22 protein-coding genes are annotated in these 17,960 nt (G+C 66.2%); 12 read left to right on the top strand and 10 right to left on the bottom strand.

The annotated features are described in order from the left end of the window. Positions 1-23: 23 nt before the first annotated feature. From QOL69_RS06780 to QOL69_RS06765, 4 genes are all read left to right on the top strand, one after another. Positions 24-623, top strand: a complete 600-nt coding sequence (locus QOL69_RS06780) for a helix-turn-helix domain-containing protein (protein ID WP_283402574.1) — start codon at positions 24-26, stop codon at positions 621-623. Further along, positions 620-1,504: a hypothetical protein gene (locus QOL69_RS06775; protein WP_283402573.1), complete on the top strand. Its 885-nt coding sequence runs from the start codon at positions 620-622 to the stop codon at positions 1,502-1,504. Before QOL69_RS06780 ends, QOL69_RS06775 begins: the two co-directional genes overlap by 4 nt. A gap of 153 nt (positions 1,505-1,657) precedes the next feature. Then, positions 1,658-1,912, top strand: coding sequence for a hypothetical protein (locus QOL69_RS06770; RefSeq protein ID WP_283402572.1), 255 nt, complete (start codon positions 1,658-1,660; stop codon positions 1,910-1,912). Positions 1,913-1,989: 77 nt separating this feature from the next. After that, a complete protein-coding gene (locus QOL69_RS06765; protein ID WP_283402571.1) occupies positions 1,990-2,592 on the top strand; it encodes a helix-turn-helix domain-containing protein in 603 nt (200 codons plus the stop codon). Between the two features lie 13 nt (positions 2,593-2,605). On the opposite strand, the gene QOL69_RS06760 is transcribed toward QOL69_RS06765, so the two are convergent. Together QOL69_RS06760 and QOL69_RS06755 are read right to left on the bottom strand one after the other, a co-directional pair. Next, positions 2,606-3,613, bottom strand: coding sequence for a sulfite exporter TauE/SafE family protein (locus QOL69_RS06760; RefSeq protein WP_283402570.1), 1,008 nt, complete (start codon positions 3,611-3,613; stop codon positions 2,606-2,608). A gap of 112 nt (positions 3,614-3,725) precedes the next feature. Beyond that, positions 3,726-4,151: a hypothetical protein gene (locus QOL69_RS06755; protein ID WP_283402569.1), complete on the bottom strand. Its 426-nt coding sequence runs from the start codon at positions 4,149-4,151 to the stop codon at positions 3,726-3,728. A 105-nt stretch (positions 4,152-4,256) separates the two neighbouring features. On the opposite strand from QOL69_RS06755, the gene QOL69_RS06750 reads away from it, so the two are divergent. After that, complete coding sequence (locus QOL69_RS06750; protein ID WP_283402568.1) at positions 4,257-6,248, top strand: thiamine pyrophosphate-binding protein; 1,992 nt, start codon at positions 4,257-4,259, stop codon at positions 6,246-6,248. A gap of 87 nt (positions 6,249-6,335) precedes the next feature. Here the strand turns inward: QOL69_RS06750 and QOL69_RS06745 are convergent, their stop codons facing one another. Together QOL69_RS06745 and QOL69_RS06740 are read right to left on the bottom strand one after the other, a co-directional pair. Next, positions 6,336-6,743, bottom strand: coding sequence for a hypothetical protein (locus tag QOL69_RS06745; protein ID WP_283402567.1), 408 nt, complete (start codon positions 6,741-6,743; stop codon positions 6,336-6,338). A 7-nt stretch (positions 6,744-6,750) separates the two neighbouring features. Continuing rightward, positions 6,751-7,164, bottom strand: a complete 414-nt coding sequence (locus QOL69_RS06740; RefSeq protein ID WP_283402566.1) for a hypothetical protein — start codon at positions 7,162-7,164, stop codon at positions 6,751-6,753. Positions 7,165-7,373: 209 nt separating this feature from the next. Here QOL69_RS06740 and QOL69_RS06735 point away from each other — a divergent pair, with 209 nt between their 5' ends. Further along, on the top strand, positions 7,374-9,092 hold the full coding sequence (locus QOL69_RS06735; RefSeq protein ID WP_283402565.1) for a glutamate synthase-related protein: 1,719 nt from the start codon (positions 7,374-7,376) through the stop codon (positions 9,090-9,092). Positions 9,093-9,165: 73 nt separating this feature from the next. Continuing rightward, positions 9,166-9,687, top strand: coding sequence for a cupin domain-containing protein (locus QOL69_RS06730; RefSeq protein ID WP_283402564.1), 522 nt, complete (start codon positions 9,166-9,168; stop codon positions 9,685-9,687). A gap of 40 nt (positions 9,688-9,727) precedes the next feature. On the opposite strand, the gene QOL69_RS06725 is transcribed toward QOL69_RS06730, so the two are convergent. The 3 genes from QOL69_RS06725 to QOL69_RS06715 form a co-directional block, all read right to left on the bottom strand. Beyond that, positions 9,728-9,838: a C2H2-type zinc finger protein gene (locus QOL69_RS06725; RefSeq protein ID WP_283402563.1), complete on the bottom strand. Its 111-nt coding sequence runs from the start codon at positions 9,836-9,838 to the stop codon at positions 9,728-9,730. Positions 9,839-9,913: 75 nt separating this feature from the next. Then, a complete protein-coding gene (locus QOL69_RS06720) occupies positions 9,914-11,320 on the bottom strand; it encodes an FAD-dependent oxidoreductase (RefSeq protein ID WP_283402562.1) in 1,407 nt (468 codons plus the stop codon). A 230-nt stretch (positions 11,321-11,550) separates the two neighbouring features. Next, positions 11,551-11,895, bottom strand: coding sequence for a thioredoxin family protein (locus QOL69_RS06715; protein WP_283402561.1), 345 nt, complete (start codon positions 11,893-11,895; stop codon positions 11,551-11,553). Between the two features lie 164 nt (positions 11,896-12,059). Here QOL69_RS06715 and QOL69_RS06710 point away from each other — a divergent pair, with 164 nt between their 5' ends. After that, positions 12,060-14,114, top strand: coding sequence for a glycoside hydrolase family 15 protein (locus tag QOL69_RS06710; RefSeq protein ID WP_283402560.1), 2,055 nt, complete (start codon positions 12,060-12,062; stop codon positions 14,112-14,114). An 86-nt stretch (positions 14,115-14,200) separates the two neighbouring features. Here QOL69_RS06710 and QOL69_RS06705 read toward each other — a convergent pair whose 3' ends face one another. Next, positions 14,201-15,007: a methyl-accepting chemotaxis protein gene (locus tag QOL69_RS06705; RefSeq protein ID WP_283402559.1), complete on the bottom strand. Its 807-nt coding sequence runs from the start codon at positions 15,005-15,007 to the stop codon at positions 14,201-14,203. 103 nt (positions 15,008-15,110) lie between these two features. Here QOL69_RS06705 and QOL69_RS06700 point away from each other — a divergent pair, with 103 nt between their 5' ends. From QOL69_RS06700 to QOL69_RS06685, 4 genes are all read left to right on the top strand, one after another. Then, positions 15,111-15,245 carry a hypothetical protein gene (locus QOL69_RS06700; protein WP_275039755.1) on the top strand — a complete coding sequence of 45 codons (135 nt, stop codon included), beginning with the start codon at positions 15,111-15,113 and terminating at the stop codon, positions 15,243-15,245. 22 nt (positions 15,246-15,267) lie between these two features. Then, the gene (locus QOL69_RS06695) at positions 15,268-15,414 is read left to right on the top strand and encodes a hypothetical protein (RefSeq protein ID WP_283402558.1); all 147 of its coding nucleotides are present in this window, start codon (positions 15,268-15,270) and stop codon (positions 15,412-15,414) included. 225 nt (positions 15,415-15,639) lie between these two features. Further along, positions 15,640-16,734 (top strand): sensor histidine kinase, encoded by a 1,095-nt coding sequence (locus tag QOL69_RS06690; RefSeq protein ID WP_283402557.1) that lies wholly within the window; start codon positions 15,640-15,642, stop codon positions 16,732-16,734. Positions 16,735-16,887: 153 nt separating this feature from the next. Continuing rightward, positions 16,888-17,160: a hypothetical protein gene (locus QOL69_RS06685; protein ID WP_283402556.1), complete on the top strand. Its 273-nt coding sequence runs from the start codon at positions 16,888-16,890 to the stop codon at positions 17,158-17,160. Positions 17,161-17,184: 24 nt separating this feature from the next. Here QOL69_RS06685 and QOL69_RS06680 read toward each other — a convergent pair whose 3' ends face one another. Both QOL69_RS06680 and QOL69_RS06675 read right to left on the bottom strand, forming a co-directional pair. After that, positions 17,185-17,442: a helix-turn-helix domain-containing protein gene (locus tag QOL69_RS06680; protein ID WP_283404219.1), complete on the bottom strand. Its 258-nt coding sequence runs from the start codon at positions 17,440-17,442 to the stop codon at positions 17,185-17,187. 95 nt (positions 17,443-17,537) lie between these two features. Continuing rightward, positions 17,538-17,882: a winged helix-turn-helix transcriptional regulator gene (locus QOL69_RS06675; RefSeq protein ID WP_283402555.1), complete on the bottom strand. Its 345-nt coding sequence runs from the start codon at positions 17,880-17,882 to the stop codon at positions 17,538-17,540. Positions 17,883-17,960: the final 78 nt, after the last annotated feature.

Genomic DNA, 17,960 nt, shown 5'->3' with positions numbered 1-17,960 from the left:
ACTCAAACGGAGATGAATAACTAATGGTAGACCACGAGGCGAGTCAGTCCGAGGAAGCACAGCCCGACGAAGTGCAGTACGATCCGACGTCCAGCCGCTACGATCTCTTCGAATGCCCCGAGTGTGATAACATCGTCCTCGCGCTGGGGCGGGACGAACCCCCGATGTCCTGTCACGATAAGCCGATGGAGCGCGTGACTGACGTGGAGATGAGCGTCAAGCCGCCGGATGTCAAGCAGGTACTGTTTCAGGCCTTCGGGCTGCCGAAGGCGGGACTCGACATCTGTCTGTGCGTCATCGGTGAAGGCCCTCTGTCAGCGAACGAGGTCGCCGAGTCGCTCGGCTACGATCGGAGCACAGTCACCCGATACCTCAATACGCTCGTCGAGCTCGGACTGCTTCGGCGGTCCGAGCTGAACCGCGAAGCGGGCGGTGTGGTCAACGTCTATCACTCGGTCGACCTCGAACGGATGCGACGCGAGACGCTGATCGGCTTCTACGTCTGGGCTGGCGAGGCCGCCGCGCTCATCGAGGACGCGAACGTGACCAAACAGGACTATCTCGACGAAAACCCGGATCAGGAACTCCCCGGGATGTTCTGGGAGTCGTTTCGCGACAAGTGAGTCGACACCGGACACATGCCCTTCGCACACGCCTTCTCGACATCGGGAACGGCGTTCGAGGGGCGCTGCGGGACCTCCTCTCACAGGAGTTCTCCTACTCGACGGGTCACGTGACGGCGATACTCAACGGCTGTCTGTTCGCGCCGTCCCTGCTCGGTTTCTGGTTTGTGAACGGCGTCCTCGACTTTTCGACCGCGATTGCCATCGGTGCGGTCGCAACGCCGGCGGGACTTCAGGTACGCCTGCTCGCGTATCTCTTGGTCGTACCGACGTTCCTCCTCACGAGGATCGCCGTACACCTGATCCACCCCGTACATCGCAAGCAGGTTCTCTCGGGGTCGTGTCCGACCACGCGACTGATGAGCCTCGACTGGTTCAGCGTGGGAATACTGACGACGGGCCTTCCGCTCGCGATACAGAACGTCGGGCCGTGGGCCGGAATGAACGCGGTCTTCCTCGTCGGGGTGTTCCTCGTCCCGAGGCTGCTGCCGACTGCTCGTCGGAATCACGTCAAGCTCCTCGCGTTCGCACTCGGGGGTACCGTGTTCCTCTACGCGAGCTACGGCGGGGCGGTGTCGTGGCTTCCGAATCCGGCGACCGTTCTCGGTCCCGTCGCGACGGCCACGCTCGACGATGACACCGCTCGCCGGCTGTTTCGAGCGGTGAACAGCATCGCCGTCGGTCCACTCCTCGTGGGCCTGTTCGGCGTCGCGATGAACCGCATCCTGACGCGGCCGGAGTTAACAGAAATTCCCGTCGTCAGTCGGGCGCTTCCGCGTCGGGATCCTGACCTCGTCGTCGTCACGAGCGCTGCGCTCGGGACGGCGTTCTATCTGCTCGTCGTCACGGCCGCGACCGGTCACCTGACCGTCGTCCCGTGACACCCGAAAATAATGAGACGATGTCGATCGACGGCGTTCTCGGCCGGCATCGGAGCAGTCAATTCACTCCGGGCCGTCGTTGCGGTCACGATCCGCCGAATCGGACTCGGGCACCGAGTTTGGGGACGAGCGGAGACACAATCACTCTCGATCATGACCGCGACGAGACGGACCGTCTTGGAGGGACTGGCCGCGTTGAGCGACGCCGACCGCCGGGAGACGACGACGAGGTCGGCGCTCGCGGCGTCGCTGAGCGCCGACGAACGGACGGTCGACGCGCATCTGGACAGGCTCGCGGCGTGCGAGCTGGTCCGAACGTACCCGGACGGACGGGTCCGGATCACGATCACCGGCGAGGAACTGCTGGCCCTCGACACCGACGAGCTGGCGATCGTCGACCCGGAGTAGCGACGCCAAGGCTCGAGAGGGACGGTATTTATCGGCGTACCGACCGACGGACGACCTAATGGAGGAGCAGATCACCGATGACTGACGGACGTTCGTCTCAGTCCGACGAGCAACCCGACGAAGTCCAGTACGATCCCGATAACGATCGGTACGACATCTACGAGTGTTCCGACCCCGACTGCGACAACGTCGTCCTCGGAATAGGTCGCGACAACCCGCCGATGTCCTGTCACGGGCAGCCGATGGAGCCGGTGAGAGAGGTCGACATGACGGTCAAACCGCCGGACGTGAAACAGGTCCTGCTACAGGCGTTCGGCCTTCCGAAGGCCGGACTCGACATCTGTCTCTGCGTCATCGGCGAGGGGCCGCTCTCGGCGAACGAGGTGGCCGACCAGCTGGGGTACGACCGGAGTACCGTCACGCGCTACCTCAACAGGCTCGTCGAGCTCGGACTGCTCCGACGGTCCGAGTTGAACCGAGAGGGCGGCGGCGTCGTCAACGTGTTCCACTCGACCGACCTCGAACGGATGCGTTACGAGACGCTCATCGGGTTCTACGTCTGGGCCGGGGAGGCGGCTTCTCTCATCGAGGACGCGAACCTGACGAAGCGGGACTACCTCGAAGCGAACCCCGACCAGGAACTGACGGACGTCTTCTGGGAATCCTTCTCCGAGGAGTAAGTCGACGCCGTCCTCACACGAGGAGCTCGCTCCCGAGAACCACCACGCCGACGATACCGAAGACGACTCCGAGCGCGGGCTCCATGACTTCGCTGGGGACGTACTTGCCGACGCGGGTCCCGAGCGTTCCGCCGACGATCACGCCCGGGATCGACCACGCGACGACGTACCAGACCGGCGTCGCGGCGAGCGCGTGGACGGCCGCGCCCGCGACCGCCGCGACGGCGAGGACGAACACGCTCGTCGCGACGGCGACGCGGGGCGGCAGGCGACAGCGGACGATCAGCTGCGTCGTCGTCACTTCGGGGAGCCCGGCGCTGATGAGTCCGGTGATGAAGCCGCCGGCCGTGGCGAGACCGACGCCGGGGAGACGCCAGCAGGTGTCGTAGGTGAACGTCTCTCCGTCCGTCGTCTCGACGGTCGTCGTGCCCCGACCAGTGTTCTTTCGTCTGAGGTACTCGCCCTCGCGCTCGCCCGGTACCTGCTCCTCGGGCGGGTCGTAGTAGATCAAAAATCCGCCGAGCAGCAGGAGCCCGAGGCCGAAGGCGAGCTTGAGGAGCGCCGTCGGGACGTAGTGGGCCGCGACCGCGCCGACCACGACCGCCGGAACCGCGCCGAGGAGCAGCCACTTGGCGGTCTGATAGTCGACGACGCGCTGGCGGACGTAGTTCACCAGTCCGTTTCCCATCCCGAACACTTCCGTCAGGAGGCCAGCACCGATCGCCTGCGAGGGCGACAGGCCGACGACCAGCATGAAGAAGGGACTGAAGAACAGCGCGCCCGAGACGCCGGAGGCGAGCGCGACCAGCGAGAAGACGACCGAGGCGGGGAACACCCACCAGTGCGTGAGGAACCGCTCGACCGGGAATCCGGCCGGGAGCGGAAGGGATCGAAGTGCCGCCGCACCGGCTCTGAGGTCGGCGTCACCGACTCGAACCCCGACGTCACCTCCCAGCATCGCGAGTACGATCGCTCCCGACAGCCCGACGAGACCGAGGGCGAGCGCGTTCGATCGGCTCATCTCCGGAGGTCGTGCCGGGTCGAGTGACCGTTGGAACTCCCCGGAGACGAGCGATACGCACGCGGCGAACTCCGGTGGCCGACGCGCGGCTCGGACGCGGTGACGTCGCCGTTCACGCGACGATTCCCGCGCCGAGGAAGGCACCGAGGACGACGCCGTAGATGACGTGGACGGTGCCGAAGGTCATCATCGTCCCCTTGTCGGGTTCCATCCCGATGACAATTCGCATCCAGAACATCATCCCGCCGATCATCAGGACGAGGCCGTACACGAGGCCGAGCCCGACCGCAACGCCGATAGAGCCGAGACTCAGACCGACCAACGGGACCCCGACCGCGAACACCGCCCCGGCCGCGATCCCGTAGAGGAGGTGTAACGCCATGCCTGGCATCGCGTGGTCCTCGGGCTGCCCGCCAGCGAACATCGCGACGAGCGCCGCCGTCGGCGGCGGTCCACCGTCTCCCATTACCATCATCGCGACGGTCATGACGATCGTTGCGACTACGCCGCCGGCGAGTCCAGCGATGACTGAGGCCATGGTTCGGTTCGAACGACGCGAGGGGACTATTAAACGACGGCGCGGCCGTTGAACGCGAACGCACGACCGCGGCGCGATTAAGACCGTTCTCGACGGGCCGAAACCATGGGAACGAACGATTCTCCCGGTCAACCGGCGGGGAACGTCACTTGGCACAAGGCGCTCTCGCCGGGCGAGTTACCCGAGGGCAGAGTGGAGGCGGTGAGCTGCGGCGGCACCACCGTCGCGATGACACACTACGACGGGGAGTACGCCGCGCTCGACAACAGCTGTCCGCACCAAGGCGGCCCCCTCGGCGAGGGATCGATCGAGACCGGCTGCCTCCGGTGTCCTTGGCACGGGTGGGACTTCGACCCGCTGACCGGCGAGACTCCCGGATCGCACGACGACGCCGTGGAGACGTTCCCGGTCGAGGAACGCGAGGACGGGATCTACGTCGGGTTCCCCGAGGAGGAGCCGCACGAGCGAACCGTCTCGGACGTGGTCGCCGAGACGCTCGTCAACTGGGGGGTCAGACAGGTCTGGGGCATCGTCGGCCACTCGAACCTCGGACTGGCGGACGCGCTCCGCCGGGAGGCCGAGACGGGGAACCTCACGTACTACGGCGTCCGGCACGAGGGAGCCGCCGCGTTCGCCGCCTCGGCGTACGGGAAGCTCACCGGCCGGCCGGCGGCCTGCTTCTCCATCGCCGGCCCCGGGGCGACGAACATGCTCACCGGGCTGTGGGACGCCAACGTCGACCGCTCGCCGACGATCGCGCTGACCGGCCAGGTCGAGTCGCAGGTCTTGGGTACGGGCAACTTCCAAGAGGTCGACCTCGAGGCCGCCTACGGCGATGTCGCCGCGTTCGAGGCGACGGTGCTGCACGACTCGGACTCCGCCGAGCTCGCTACGCGGGCCGCGAAGACCGCGGTCCTCGAACGCGGCGTCTCGCACCTGGTCTTCCCCGACGAGATCCAGACCCAGTCCGCCGAGGGCGTCAAGCCGGCCGATCCCGAGGGGCGCATCACCGACCGGGACATCAGCCCGCCCGCGGATGCGCTGGACGACGCCGAGGAGCTGCTGGCGGAGGCCGAACGGCCGGTCATCGTCGTCGGCCACGGCGCCCGCTTCCACATGGACCCCGTCGTCGAGCTGGCCGAGCGCCTGGACTGCCCGGTCCTGACGACGTTCAAGGCCAAAGGTCAGATCCCTGATTCCCACCCGCTCGCGGGGGGCGTTCTCGGCCGGTCGGGTACGCCTATCGCGAGCCATTTCATGAACGAGTCAGACCTACTCGCGGTGTTCGGCGCGAGCTTCTCGAACCACACCGGTATCGCGGAGTACAAGCCGATCATCCACGTCGACTTCGACGCGATGACGCTGGGGAAACACCACAGCGTCGACGTGCCGGTGTGGGGCGAGATCGGGGTCACCGTCGACGAACTGAACGACCGGCTCGACGGCGCCGACGTCGCCGCCGAGAGCCAGCGCGAGGAGCTCGCCGACCGTTGGGAAATCTGGCGCGACGAGAAGGCCACCCGGCGCGACCAGCCCGCCGAGCGCGGGGTCAACTACGCGACCGTCTTCGAGGCGATGAGTCAGATCGTCCCCGACGACGCGGTCGTCCCCGTCGACGTGGGCAACAACACCTACGCGTTCGGGCGGTACTTCGAGCCCGAGGACCAGTCGGTGCTGATGTCGGGGTACCTCGGCTCGATCGGGTTCGCGTTTCCCGCGGCGCTGGGAGCCTGGGCCGCCACGCAGGAGCCGGGGTCGCGGTTCGCGGGCCGGCCGGTCGTCTCGATCTCCAGCGACGGCGGCTTCGGGCAGTACATGAGCGAGTTCACGACCGCCGTCAAGTACGACATGGACCTCACCCACGTTTTGCTCAATGACGACGAACTCGGGAAGATCAGCAAAGAACAGCGCACCGGCGGCTGGGATGTCTGGCAGACTGACCTCGTGAACCCGAGATTCGCCGAGTTCGCGGAGAACTGCGGCGGTCACGGCGCTTACGTCGACGACAAGGCAGACCTCGACGACGCGCTCCGGGAGGCGATCGCGTACGACGGGCCAGCGCTCGTCGAGATCAGCAGCGACTCCGATCCGGTGTGACCCGTCTCTCCCACGGAGCGACTACTCGCACCGCGTCGAGCGACGATTCGGGCCGTCGACCGGGCGTTCGGGAAGTCGCGGTCTCGCTCAGTCGATCCCGGCCCACGGTGCCGCGGGTCCGAGGACCGACGCCAGTTCCAGCACGCTCGCCGCCAGCGCCGCTACGGCCAGCGCTAGCCCGAGGAGGCCGACGCCGAGCAGGAGACCGGCCGAGGTCGGAGAGAGGAGGGCTCCAAACGTGAGCCCGAGCCCGAAGACGCCGAGGTAGCTCCCGAACGCGAACAGTCCGGCGGACGCGAGCGGCCCGTCGAGGGACGCGTAGAGTCCCGCGAATATCCCGAGCGTCGGGAGCACGAGGAAGTACGCCGCGGCCTCGGGTTCCGCCGTCGCGGCCACGAGCGCGCTCCCCGGATCGCGGAAGAGCAGGGCGAGCACGAGGACGTAACCGACCACGAGCGCGTCGCCACCCGTTCGCGTGCGATCGAGACGAGTCACAGCCGCCTCAGTCCTGCGTCTCCTGTGCGCGCTCCATCTCGTAGCTCAGGCGGTGGGGCATGACGCTCAGGGCGCGGACGATGGCAGCCAGCGAGACGAAGATCCCGACCAGGACGTGTGCGACGCCGCCGAGCTTGAGCCACATCAGCGTGGACGGCCACTTGTGAATGCTGATCAAGGCTCCGTTGACCTCGCTGCCGCGAGTGCCGCCACTCCCACCTGCGAGGCTCGTGTCCGTGTAGGTCCTGAAGAAGCTCTCTAGCAGGGGGTGAAACTCCGTCAGCTCGAAGAACAGCGCCGTGCCGACCAACAGGTAGCCAACTGCTGCGAAGACGGCTCCGACCTTCAGCATCTTCTTGATCGAGCCGACCGTCGATTCTATCTCGTCGATGGACAGGCGGTCCGGGTACGTGGATGCCATGGTACTCTGTCCCTCGCGCCGGGATATATCTCCCTCTCGGGTGTTGAAGTGGGTTACACGACCGCCCGAACGCCTACAACCTCGGGCGCGATCGGTTCGGCCGTGTCAACAGTGAGTATGTCGACGAACGGAACGGCCGACGAACGACGATCCCGCGCCTGGGGGACCCAGCCGGCCGAGCGGGGAAATCCAACCCGGGTGATTGGCCGATGACCGGGACGCCGCCGGCCGACGTGGGATCCCCCAGCCGGGTGGCCGCCTGGAGCGACCTCAACGACCGTGATCCGGTACACGCCCGCGTCGAGGGCGTCGACCTCGTCGTCATCAGGTACGACGGCGAGGTGTCCGTTCTGTACGGCCGGTGTCTCCACCGCGGCGTGCTCCTGGGCGACGGCCACGTCGAGGGCGACGACCTCATCTGCGGCGTCCACGGCTGGGACTACCGGGTCGACACGGGCGTCAGCGAGTACGACAACTCGGAGGTGTTAGCGACGTTCACGGTGTGGGTCGACGAGAGCGAGGACGCCGTCTACGTCGACGCCGACGAGGTGGCTGCGTGGGCCGAGGAGAACCCGCAGCCGTACGGCGAGCCCGAGCCCGGCGAGGAAAGCGACGGGTCGATGCGGGCGACGGCCGACGGCCTCGAGAGCGGCGCAGTCAACCCCGAGTTCTACGGCGAGCCGGAGGCGGAGACGGAACCGTACGCCCACTACATCCAGAAGCTCGCCCGCGAGGGCCCGGAGGGGATCGGCGAGCACGGGAGCGTCTCCGCGATGGGCGTTCCGCGGACGGAGCTCCCGAGCTGGGACGACCTCCAGATCCTCACCGCGCAGCTCGACCGGACGCCCCTGATCGACGACCACCCCGTCGACACGGGGCTAGTGATCGGCCCGAACGCCGAGAATCCGCTCGAACTGGAGATCCCGGTGTTCGTCAGCGACATGAGCTTCGGCGCGCTGAGCGAGGAGGCGAAGGTCGCTATCTCGAAGGGCGCGGACGCCGCGGGAACGGGCGTCTGCTCCGGTGAAGGGGGAATGCTGCCCGAAGAGCAGTCGGCCAACTCCCGGTACTTCTACGAGTACGCCACAGGGAAGTTCGGCTGGGACATCGAGAAGGTCGCCGACGTACAGGCGTTCCACTTCAAGGCCGGCCAGGGCGCGAAGACGGGGACCGGCGGCCATCTGCCGGGCGAGAAGGTCCAAGGGAAGATCGCCGAGGTGCGCGATCTCGAACCGGGTACCGACGCCGTCAGTCCCTCGCGGTTCGGCGACTTAGAGACGCCCGCAGACTTCGCGGCGGTGGCGGACCGCGTCCGCGAGGTCGGCGGCGGCATCCCGGTCGGGTTCAAGCTCTCCGCTCAACACGTCGAGGACGACATCGACTTCGCGTTAGAGGCGGGGGCGGACTACCTCATCCTCGACGGCCGCGGCGGTGGGACCGGCGCTGCGCCGGATGTGTTCAAAAACAACATCTCGGTGCCGACGATCGCCGCGATCCCGCGGGCCCGCCGGCACCTCGACGCCCGCGACGCGACCGACGTGACGCTGATCGCGACCGGCGGGCTCCGGACCGAGTCGGACTTCATCAAGGCGCTGGCGCTCGGCGCGGACGGCGTCGCGGTCGCGAACGCTGCGATGCAGGCGATCGGCTGTCTCGGGATGCGCGCGTGCGACTCGAACAACTGCCCGGTCGGGATCGCAAGCCAGCGGGAGGACCTCCGAAGTCGACTCGTGATCGACTCTGCCGCGGAGGGGCTCGCGAACTACTTCGCCGCCACGGTCAAGCTCATGAAGGTGATGGCCCGGGCGTGCGGCCACGACGACCTCGGCGGCTTCGAGCGTCGCGACCTGACGACGTGGAAGCGCGACGTCGCCGACCTGACGGGGGTCGAATACGCAGGCATCGGCGCCGAGAATCGCCGGCGATGACTGGCCAAGACGGAGCGGGCGGGGCGGCCGCCGGCGCGAGACAATTTATGTCCCTCGCCGCAGACGACCGATCATGAAACGCGTCAGCGTCGACGACGTCGAGAACTCGATCCAGCCGGCCGCGGTGATGCGACACCTCACCGACGCGCTCGGGCTGACGGACATGGCGATCAACTACTACGAGCTGGAGCCGGGCGACAGCTTCGCGTTCGCGTATCACAGCCACGAGGTTCAGGAGGAGGCGTTCTACGTCGTCTCGGGTACTGCGACGTTCGAGACGGCGGACGGACCGGTTGAGGTGGGACCGAACGAGATCGTTCGGTTCGGCCGCAACGAGTTCCAGCGCGGGTGGAACCGCGGCGACGAGCCCGTTCGGGCGCTCGCTATCGGCGCGCCGCTGGAGTACGGGACACAGATCAAACTCCGGTACTGTCCGGACTGCGACGCGGAGACGGAGGCGGACCTGCGCACCGTCCCGGACGTGGACAGAGAAGGAGATGAGGACGGACAGGACGCCATCGTCGCGGAGTGCGTCGAGTGCGGGGTCAAGACCGGACGGTGGTACGAGGGCTCGATGGACGGGGAGGTGCCCTGAACCGATGTCGACGCCGTCGCGGCCGACTGAAGAGCCTCGCTCAGTCGACGATACCGACGTCACGGACGTGACGCGTCAGTTCGGACTCGGTCTCGAACGGTTCGTCACAGATCTCACAGACGTGCGGTTCGTCCGATGTGTCGTTCGTCATCACACCGTAACTAAGTGACGGTGAGTTATTATTTTTCCGCGGAATCGTGGAATAACGGCGGCGAAACGGCTCGATTCACTCCTCCGAGAGCGCCGCCACCGCGTCCCGGAACAGTCCGTCGAGTATCTCGGGCGTCGTCGGGTGATACGCTCGGTCGGGGACCTCCCGCACGTCCAGTCCCATTTCGACGATCACTTGCATCGTTTTCGCCATCGCGTCGGCATGGTAGTGGAGGCCCTGATAGCCGAGGACGGTCCCGTCGGTACCGACGACGAGCCGGGCGAGACCCTCCGGGACGTTCTTGGTCTTGAACACGCCGTCACTCGACGCGTCGCGGGTGACGACCAAGTGATCGAGGTCCGCCGCCTCGGCCGAGGCCGCCGAGTGGCCGACCCGAGCGAACGGCAGGACGCCCAGTCCCGAAAACACCACGTGGTGATGAACGTTGGTGTACTCCTCGAGTGGCTCCCCGTCGCGGTGGTTTCGAACGTTTGCCGCGGTGACGAACCCCTGCTCTTTCGCGACGTGGAGGATCGGCTCCTTGCCGTTGGCGTCGCCCGCGACGAAGACTCGGTCGTCGTCGCGGGCCTGCATCGTCGCCTCGACCCACCCCGGACCGGGGTCGAGGGCCGTTTCGTCGAGCCCCAGCCGATCGAGCGTCGGGCGACGACCGGTGAACGCGAACAGCTGGTCGGCCTCGATCGTCTCTTCGACGCCGTCACGCGTGACGTGAAGCCTGACGCCGCCCGCGTCGGTGGGTTCGACCTGTTGCTCGTCGGTCCGCGTGAGCACGTCGATGTCGAAGGCGTCCCGGTAATACTCGAGGAGCGCGTCGCCGAACGGGGCGTCCGCCTCGTCGAGCGGTCGCGCGTCGTGTTCAATCACAGTCAGGTCCATCCCCACGGCCTCGCTGAGGTAGGGCACGAGTTCCATGCCGACGTAACCGAACCCCATGACGACGCCGGAGTCGCCGAACGACGTGGCGTCGAGGACGTCCGCGCTCGTCAGTACCTCGACGTCGTCGATCCCGGGAAGCGACGGGAGATTCGTCGTCGAGCCGGTGGCGATCACCACGTAATCCGGATCGATCGTCCGCTCTCCGACGGCGAGTTTCCCGTCGTCGACGAACCGCGCGGTGTCGTGAACGAAGCTGACGCCGTCGCGTTCGGTGAGTCCTTCGACCGCGGCGCGGCGATGCGCCGCGAAGTTCGACGTGTGTTCGTCCTTGCGGCCGACGACGGCCTCGAGGTCGACGTCTGGTACCGCTCCCGTGAGTCGGTCGTCGTGACGGGCGGCGAACCGATGCTCAGCGGCGGAGAGAACCTCCTTTGAGGGCATACAGCCACGGAGGATACAGAGGCCGCCGCCCGGCTCGCCGTCGTCGATAAGTGTCAATGTAATGTCCGGGTCGTCCGCGAGCCGCTCGGCCACGGCGGCGCCCGCACTTCCGTATGCACCGACGACCGCCACGTGTGTAGGCATGCTATCCGATGTCGGTCGCCATCTCTTAATGATTCCGCGACCAGAAGGGAATGCGATGGGCGTGGCGCTCGTTTGACCTGAGCCTCGTATCACAGCGGCGTGCGACATCGGCGCACACTCGATCGCGAGGTCGCCGACGTCAGACGGACTCGACGTCGCCGAACCACGTCGAAAGATCGCCGCCTGTCGGGAGTCAGATCGGGACGGCTGGTCAGAGTACGCTGAACTCGTTAGTTCAGTGCGGCCCGAATCTCGTCGGCGCCCGTCACGCCGACGAACCGCTCGACCTCCTCGCCGTCGCGGTAGATCGCGACCGTGGGGATCGATCGGACGCCCGCCTCCGCGGCGAGGTCGTTGTGCTCGTCGGTGTCGACGCCGAGCACCGGGGCGTCGATTGTGCCCGCCAGCTCTTCGAGGATAGGCGTCTGCTGCTTACAGGGGCCACACCAGTCCGCGAAGTAGTCGACGACGACCTGTTCGTTGTTCGCGACGGTCTCGCGGAACGACTCCGCGCTCTCCACGTCGACGATCCCGCCCGCCTGTGCGCCGTTACCGGAAGCCGTGTCGGATGACATAGTCATAAATACGCCGCGCGGAGGGATATCCCTTCCCGAACCGGACGGTAAGCGGGTTACCGACGGGTCACCGAGCGACGAATCGAACTCGTCTCTCCGTGCCGAATGGTAACGCAGATACACGCTCGCCACGTCTTTATCCACTCGTTCGTCGTCTATCGACCATGCCAGTCGAATCCAACGCGCCGTCGGTCCCGAGCGACAAGGACGCGATCCTCAGCGCGCCGCGCGAGGAGGGCGCGAACGTCCTGTTGACGGCGAACAGCTACGACGACCCCGAACGCGGCCGTCACGGGGCGATCATTGAGGAGACGTCGGCGTTCCGGTCGGACATCGAACTGTTCTACGACCTCCACACGCTCGCGTGGAACGCCGACGAGAGACACACCTTGGACGCCAGAGACGACGTCGTCGAGGGCGATGTGTCGTACGCGTCGAGCCGCGTCCCGGAGATAACCCTCGAGAACCGCTTCGAGGAGCCGGGGTCGACGGGGACCCTCACCCAGCGGGTGGTCGGGAGCGTCGACACCTGCGGCCTCCTGATCCGAACCGACGCGGAATTTGAGACGGTCGCGGAGCGGACCTTCTACACCGTCGCCGACCTCGGCATTCACGGGCACGACCACGAGGACCCCAACGCGGTCCAAGAGGCGTTCCTCACGGAGCGGGACGGCGCGGAGCTGATCGTCGCGACCGACGGCGACCGGTGGCTGGCGCTCGCGCAGGAGCGCGACGGGGGCCGGAGATTCGACGGCCGACGGATCGGTCATACCGGCGTCGCGGCCGGACCGGACCGGAGCGCGTGGGCGGACATCTACGAGGGGAACGACGGGTTCGTCGACGACAACGAACGGGCCGAGGGGAACCTCGACGTGGGCGTCGGGCTGTACATCGGCGAGACCGACGCGGCGTCGTGGCTCACGGCTGTCGGCTTCGGCTACGGCGAAGATTCAGCGGTCGAACACGCGCTGGAACTCCTCGACCGGGGGTACGAGTCGGAGCGAGAGTCGTTCGCGACGGCGTGGGAGGAGTGGCACGAGACGGTCTCGGACGGCCCGACCGACGACCCCGCAGTCAACGACGTATACGAGCGGTCGCTGACGGCGATGAAGTGCGCGCAGGACGGCTGCTGCGGCGTCATCGCGGGCGCGTTCAAGCCGAGCGACATGACGTACAAGTTCATTTGGCCGCGCGACCAAGTGATCATCACGCAGGCGCTGATCGCGGCGGGAGCCGAACGTGAGGCGCGGCTCGCGCTCCGGTGGTTCGACGAGAACCAGATCACCGGCGACATCGTCGACGACCGCGGGATCGACCGGCACGGGACGTGGTGGCAGAACTACTTCGTCACCGGGGAGCCACATTGGCGGGCGCTCCAGTTGGACCAGGTCGGCGGGCCGATATACGCCCACTGGTTGGTCTGGCGGGAGACCGGCGACGACGACCTGCTGGACGAGCACTACGACATGTCGCGACGGGCGGCCGAGTTCCTGCTCTCGTACGACAACGGCTACGGCTTCCCGAAGAAACACCAGGATCCGTGGGAGGAGATCTGGGGTCACAGCACCGAGGGCACGGCCGCGGCGATCGCGGGACTGCGCGCGATGGGCGAGCTCGCCGACGCGCACGGCGACGATACGTTCGCGGAGGAGTGCCGCGAGCGGGCGGCCGTGTGGGCGAGCAACTTCGAGAAGTACTGTTTCAAGTCTACGCCGTACGGGGACGCACTCGTCACCGCGGACAGCCCGGAGACTCCGTCTGACCCGCCGGCCGACGCCCGGCCCGACGCGGCCGCGTTCATGAGCGTCTGGCCGTGGAACGTCGTCGACGCGGAGGGCGACGCCGTCGCCGCGACCCTCGCCGCTACCGACGACGAGGCGTGGGTCGCGGGCGATACCCCCTGTCTCGGTCGCTATCCCGGCGACCGCTACACCCCAACCGGGACCGTCGAGGACGGCGGGTGGCCGCTCTGTGAGGCGTACGCTGACGTCGCACGCCGGCTCGGCGGACACGACCCCGACGCGGTCGCCGACCACGTGTTCGAGGACGCCCACGAGTGGACGACGAGCGCCGGCCTGCTGCCCGAGCGCGTCGACGGGAGCGGGCGGGTCCGGTGGAACTCGAACCTCCAGTGGAGCCAGGCGACCTACCTCCTGCTCGTCGAGAACCACGTCCGCGGGGAACCGTTCGGGCTCGCGCCCGACGGGACGTCCGAGTGACGACGGACGGAAAATCGGAATCCCGAGACGGCAGTCGGCGGATCCGTTAGGACGAGTTCCGTCGATACGTGCGTACCGCACGCGACCTACCCGTCAGTCCGCTCGTCGATCTCGTTCGCCTGACTGATCGCGTCGATCACGTCTCTGGCGATCCCGTCGAGGTCGTCCGCGTACGACTGTGTCGTCTCGGCGACATCGTCGATGTTCTCCGAGGTCTGTACCGCACTCTCGGCGATCCCGTCGAGATCGTCCACGGCGTCCGTGATCGACGCCGCCGCGGTGTCGGTCCGCGTATCGACGGTCTCGATCTGATCTATCGTCTCGTCCGCGGTCGACCGGACCTCCTCGACGGTCGCCTCGATCTCGGTCGCCCGCTCTTGGGCCTGCTCGGCGAGGTCCTTGACCTCGTCGGCGACGACGGCGAAGCCCGAGCCAGCCTCGCCCACGCGGGCGGCCTCGATCGAGGCGTTCAACGCGAGCATGTTCGTCTGGTCGGCGATCTCGTTCAACATCTCGACGATGTCGTCGATCTCCGTGACGGTCTCACGGAGCGCCTCCAGCTTCTTTTCGGCCGCGGCGGCCGCGACTTGGGCCTCGTCGACGTCGTCGGTCGCGTCCCGGGCCGACCCACGAGCCGTCTCTGCCAACGAAGCCGTGTCGGAACTGGACGCGTTTGCCTCCGCAGCGCCGCGAGACAACGAGTCGATCGCGTCGCCGGACTCGCTCAGTTCCGTCCCGATCTCCGACAGGAGCTTCGCGTGCTCCGTCGTCAACGTCGAGAGGGGCGGGTCGTCGTCCGGATCACCGTGACCGTCCGACTCGGTCTGACTCTCTCGATCGGTCTGTACCCCCCGGTCGACCCGTTCGTCGGAGTTGCGTGATCTCTGAGACATAATCGGTCGTGACCCCGGAGCTGTGATTAGCTTTCCCAGGAACGCGGTTGAGACACACTTCCGCCGAGGGTATTTAATCGTGGTCCGCACATTATCAGATGCGATGTCAGACCATGACGAGGGCGACGTTCACGCCTGTAACTGCGGCGCGACGTTCGACACGCTCGACGAGCTGAAAGACCACGCCAAAGAGAACCACCCCGACGCGTACGAGGAGAAGTTCGGAGACGAGGAGTGAGGGAGGATCGACGCACCGAACGATGAGCGGAGACGCCACATGCCCGACCTGTAGTAACGAGACGGAGAGCCGGCTCGCGATAATTGAACCCTCAGAACTGAAAGAAGAGCGCGAGTACTGTCTCACCTGCGGAGAGTTCGTCGACGAGGACGCCCGGAAGCCGGAGTGAGCCGGAGCCGCGGCGGATCGGTCGAGCCGGGCTCCGGAGTGGTCAGCCGGTGCGGACCGTGCCGTCCGGGAACGACGCTCGGTCGAGGAGACGGGCCGACAGTGACCGACGGGTATTTTATCGATAGAGAACGAACTCGGTCGCTATACCGTCCGGTGGTGGTCACTTCGTCGTTCGGCTCGGAGGACCACGACCGGCCGAGCGCTCCAGGGGGAGACCTGACACATGAGTAACGAACCGGCCGACGACCGAGGCGCTCGTGAGTCGGCAGCGGACGACCGGCGACCGCCCGTCGAGGAACGGTACCGGAAGGTCTTCGAGTACAGCAACGACGCCGTCATGGTCGTCGACTTCGAGACCGAGTCGTTCGTCGATGTCAATCCGACGGCGTGTGAGCTACTGGGATACTCTCGGGAGGAGCTCCTCTCGATGAACCCGGAAGACATCCATCCGGATGACTTCGATCGGGTACGGGAGGAGTTCGTCTCACAGGTCAGAGCGGAGGGATCCGGCTTCACCGACGACCTGATGTGTCTGACGAAGGGCGGGGACGAAATCCCGACGGAGATCTCCGGGGCGACACTGGACCCTGCGAGAGGGGAGACCGCGACGGATGCCGGGCCCACCCGGATGGTCGCGATGCTCCGCGATATCTCCGGTCGCGCCCGGAACCGGCAGCGGCTCGAGGAGAAGGTCGAACGACTCGACCGATTCGCCGGCATCGTCTCCCACGATCTCCGGAACCCGCTGTCCATCATCCAGGGTCACGCGGAACTCGCCCGCGAGACGGGCGACTCCGAACACTTCGACGCCGTCGAGGACGCTGCCGCTCGCATGGAGGAGATGCTGTCGGACCTACTTCGGCTCACCCGCGAGGGCGATTTGGTCGGCGAGCGGACCGAAATCGACCTGGCGACGATCGCGCGAGACGTGTGGGCCGACTGCGAGATGGACCCGGCGATTCTCGGCGTCGAGTCGACGACGACGCTCCGAGCGGACCGAGATCGGCTCCACGAACTGCTCGTGAACCTCTTCGAAAACGCTCGCGACCACGGCGGTTCGGACGTGACGGTCCGCGTCGGCACGCTCGACGAGGAAGGACAGCGTGGATTTTACGTTGAGGACGACGGGACGGGAGTCCCACCAGAGGACCGAGAGACCGTCTTCGAATGGGGACACACGACAACGGGAGACGGGACCGGGTTCGGGCTGGCGATCGTCGACGAGATTGCAGAGGCACACGGGTGGCAGATCGATCTCAAAGAGTCGGCGGACGGCGGGGCACGGTTCGAGGTCGACGGCGTTCGGACGAGCGAGTGAGCCGTCGCTTCGAGCGGCACTTCGGGCCGGTCGGGCCGCGTCGGGTATCGCGAATCGCGGCGGCGGAATTTGAACAATATAAATGTATCTCACGCGTGTCCGCCCGACGACGACGCGCAGTACATATTAATTTTTGATGAACTACTGTCGCGTATGGCCGAAAACGTCACTCAACCGAGCCCCGCTCCGGAGCGTAGTAACGCAATACCCGACTCGTACGCGATCTACGTGAACGACCAAGGCGTCGACGTGTGGCAGTACCGTGTCGATGTCCGCGATCCGGACGGAAGCTGGCGGTTCGTCGAGACGCACGACGCCGAGGCCGATCTGCGGGTCTCGCTCGATCTCGCAACGCTGACGCCGCCGAGCGACGAGGGGTACTGGGTGTACAGTAGGACCTACGACTGCGAGACGAACTGTAAATAACAGGTCAGTGAGAGACTACGGCGGTCAACTCTCCAGTTCGAGCGTGTAGATCCGCTTTCGAGCGTCGGCGAAGGAGATCCGCGACGAGACGATCTCGGCCTCCTCGAGCTGATCGAGCGCGTACCGAACGGTCCGCGAAGGAAGGAGCGTCGACTCGGCAAGATCCGACTGCGTGCCCTCACCTTCGTATTCGAGAGTCTTCGCGATCAGTTTCGCGCTGGGCGAGAGATCACGGAGTACATCCGGCGCTGACTGGCCCGAGAGTGTGGTTTCGTCTGTCACGATACGTGAACATATCGGCACGATCGACTTAATTGTCGAGTGATAGTGTGAATTGATCGCACGGCCGAAGCCATGGCTGACGGAGAGCCTCACGATCACTCGGTCGAGGCAGCCCACTCCAAGAGCGGTTCGAGCCGTGTCCGTAATTCGGTCCCGTTCTCGGTCAGCGAATACTCGACGTGGGGCGGGATCTCGTTGTACTGGGTTCGGTCGATCAGTCCGGCTTCCTCGAACTCGTCGAGCCGCTTCGAGATTGTCGAGGTGCTCGCTGTCGGCAGGTGCTCTTCGATCTCAGCGAATCGGAGTGAGTCGTGTGCCCCGATGATGCTGACGAGCTGTATCGCGTATTTCCGACTCAGGGTGTCGATAACGCCTGTGAGCGGGCAGTAGCACGTACCGTCGACATCGCAGACGGGCGCCTGTGGGGTGGAATCTGCCATAGCTTTGGAGCCTCCAACGTACTCCATAGCTTTGGACTTCGAAGTATAAGAATTTCCCATCGTAAAGTGCGAACACGA

It is taken from the genome of Halorubrum sp. DM2 (assembly GCF_901686465.1).
Classification (GTDB): Archaea; Halobacteriota; Halobacteria; order Halobacteriales; family Haloferacaceae; genus Halorubrum.
This window is presented reverse-complemented; position numbering and strand designations above follow the sequence as displayed.

Excerpts from the sequence above, each read along its gene's own strand:
- QOL69_RS06780 (WP_283402574.1), top strand. The coding sequence starts at position 24 with ATGGTAGACCACGAGGCGAGTCAGTCCGAGGAAGCACAGCCCGACGAA.
- QOL69_RS06770 (WP_283402572.1), top strand. The coding sequence starts at position 1,658 with ATGACCGCGACGAGACGGACCGTCTTGGAGGGACTGGCCGCGTTGAGC.
- QOL69_RS06765 (WP_283402571.1), top strand. The coding sequence starts at position 1,990 with ATGACTGACGGACGTTCGTCTCAGTCCGACGAGCAACCCGACGAAGTC.
- QOL69_RS06760 (WP_283402570.1), bottom strand. The coding sequence starts at position 3,613 with ATGAGCCGATCGAACGCGCTCGCCCTCGGTCTCGTCGGGCTGTCGGGA.
- QOL69_RS06755 (WP_283402569.1), bottom strand. The coding sequence starts at position 4,151 with ATGGCCTCAGTCATCGCTGGACTCGCCGGCGGCGTAGTCGCAACGATC.
- QOL69_RS06750 (WP_283402568.1), top strand. The coding sequence starts at position 4,257 with ATGGGAACGAACGATTCTCCCGGTCAACCGGCGGGGAACGTCACTTGG.
- QOL69_RS06740 (WP_283402566.1), bottom strand. The coding sequence starts at position 7,164 with ATGGCATCCACGTACCCGGACCGCCTGTCCATCGACGAGATAGAATCG.
- QOL69_RS06735 (WP_283402565.1), top strand. The coding sequence starts at position 7,374 with ATGACCGGGACGCCGCCGGCCGACGTGGGATCCCCCAGCCGGGTGGCC.
- QOL69_RS06730 (WP_283402564.1), top strand. The coding sequence starts at position 9,166 with ATGAAACGCGTCAGCGTCGACGACGTCGAGAACTCGATCCAGCCGGCC.
- QOL69_RS06725 (WP_283402563.1), bottom strand. The coding sequence starts at position 9,838 with ATGACGAACGACACATCGGACGAACCGCACGTCTGTGAGATCTGTGAC.
- QOL69_RS06720 (WP_283402562.1), bottom strand. The coding sequence starts at position 11,320 with ATGCCTACACACGTGGCGGTCGTCGGTGCATACGGAAGTGCGGGCGCC.
- QOL69_RS06715 (WP_283402561.1), bottom strand. The coding sequence starts at position 11,895 with ATGTCATCCGACACGGCTTCCGGTAACGGCGCACAGGCGGGCGGGATC.
- QOL69_RS06710 (WP_283402560.1), top strand. The coding sequence starts at position 12,060 with ATGCCAGTCGAATCCAACGCGCCGTCGGTCCCGAGCGACAAGGACGCG.
- QOL69_RS06705 (WP_283402559.1), bottom strand. The coding sequence starts at position 15,007 with ATGTCTCAGAGATCACGCAACTCCGACGAACGGGTCGACCGGGGGGTA.
- QOL69_RS06700 (WP_275039755.1), top strand. The coding sequence starts at position 15,111 with ATGTCAGACCATGACGAGGGCGACGTTCACGCCTGTAACTGCGGCGCG.
- QOL69_RS06695 (WP_283402558.1), top strand. The coding sequence starts at position 15,268 with ATGAGCGGAGACGCCACATGCCCGACCTGTAGTAACGAGACGGAGAGC.
- QOL69_RS06690 (WP_283402557.1), top strand. The coding sequence starts at position 15,640 with ATGAGTAACGAACCGGCCGACGACCGAGGCGCTCGTGAGTCGGCAGCG.
- QOL69_RS06685 (WP_283402556.1), top strand. The coding sequence starts at position 16,888 with ATGGCCGAAAACGTCACTCAACCGAGCCCCGCTCCGGAGCGTAGTAAC.
- QOL69_RS06675 (WP_283402555.1), bottom strand. The coding sequence starts at position 17,882 with ATGGCAGATTCCACCCCACAGGCGCCCGTCTGCGATGTCGACGGTACG.